Genomic DNA, 1,281 nt, shown 5'->3' on the forward strand with positions numbered 1-1,281 from the left:
TGTTCAGCCCGGACACATAGCGGACATTCGTTCGGAGAGATGGTGGACACGTTCAGGGCAGCCTCCGGCCGCTGGTGGAAGTGTGCTCGATGACATCGAGCTGGGCAATGCGGGTGGTTGACCAGTAGACATCAAGGCAATGCTCGTCCCGTGTCGCACGAACCTCGACGGGCTCGCCGATGAATGCCTTGCCGACACGGTAGACGTGGCCCCGCCAATAGAGGTGACCACCGTCGGTGACGCGACGGACGCGCCGCGGGTCGGCGTACTCCGGTGCAGGCGGGCGCTCGCGGTACTCGCGGGTGCTGGCACGATAGCGGCTGGAGGGCACGGCCATACCCAAGGCTTCGTGCGGGCGTTCCTGGTTGTAGACATCACGCCAGGCGTCGAAGTCGCGCTGGGCATGCGCCAGATCGTCGTGGACGCGGCCTTGCAGCACCTCGACGTGCAGGGTGCGATGGAAGCGCTCGTCCTTGCCCTGGGTCTGCGGGTGGTACGGGCGCGAGTGGCTGACGCGGATGCCTTGCTTCATCAGCCAGACGTCCAGGGTGGTGAAGCTGTGGTGGTCGTTGCCCCAGGGTGAGCCGTTGTCCATGGTCATGCGCTGCGGCAGGCCGTAGTGCCGGAAGGTCGCGACCAGATGCGTCCGGACGGTCATCAGCGACTCATCGGCGCAGGCCGCCAGACACAAGCTGAAGCGCGAGTGGTCGTCGAGCACGGTGAGCGGATGGCAGCGCGAAGCACGCATGGCGACATGGCCCTTGAAGTCCATCTGCCACAGGTCATTCGGTGCCGCGTGCTCGAAGCGCGTGAACGGCGTCGCCGTCTCGCTGGCTGCGGGGCTGATGCAGCCGTGTCGCTGCAGGATGGCGTGCACGGTGCTGGCCGAGGGCATGGCATGCCCCAGCGCCATCAGCCGCCGCCGCAGCTTGCGGGCACCCCACGCCGGGCGCTCGGCACGTAGCGCCAGGATCGTCGCCTCGATAGGGGCCGCCGTGCGGGCCGGCGACTGATTGGGGCGGCGGGATTGATCCGCCAAGTCCGTGCCTTGCCGGTAGCGCCCCAGCCACTTGTACGCCGTGGTGGGGCTGATACCGAACCGCCGACACAAAGGCCGCACCGCGCTGCCTTGCTCGACCAGCCGAACAAACTCGCTACGCAACTGCATAGTGGACACCTCTTGCCAAGGCATCGGCCGCCTCCTCCGAACTGACCGATGCAAAGTCTGGATGTGTCCACCATGTCCCCGAACACCTGTCCACCATGTGTCCGGGCTAAACA

1 protein-coding gene is annotated in these 1,281 nt (G+C 66.4%); it reads right to left on the reverse strand.

The genetic code is table 11. The features are described 5' to 3' along the window. Positions 1 to 52: 52 nt before the first annotated feature. Entirely contained in the window at positions 53 to 1,192 is a 1,140-nt protein-coding gene (locus tag QMK61_RS17570; protein ID WP_302073526.1) for an IS481 family transposase, read from the reverse strand. Between the last annotated feature and the right edge of the window lie 89 nt (positions 1,193 to 1,281).

The organism is Fulvimonas sp. R45 (assembly GCF_030504985.1).
Lineage (GTDB): Bacteria > Pseudomonadota > Gammaproteobacteria > Xanthomonadales > Rhodanobacteraceae > Rhodanobacter_A.

What these genes read in the sequence shown, in the direction of transcription:
- QMK61_RS17570 (WP_302073526.1), bottom strand. Translation starts at nt 1,192, where the DNA reads ATGCCTTGGCAAGAGGTGTCCACTATGCAGTTGCGTAGCGAGTTTGTT.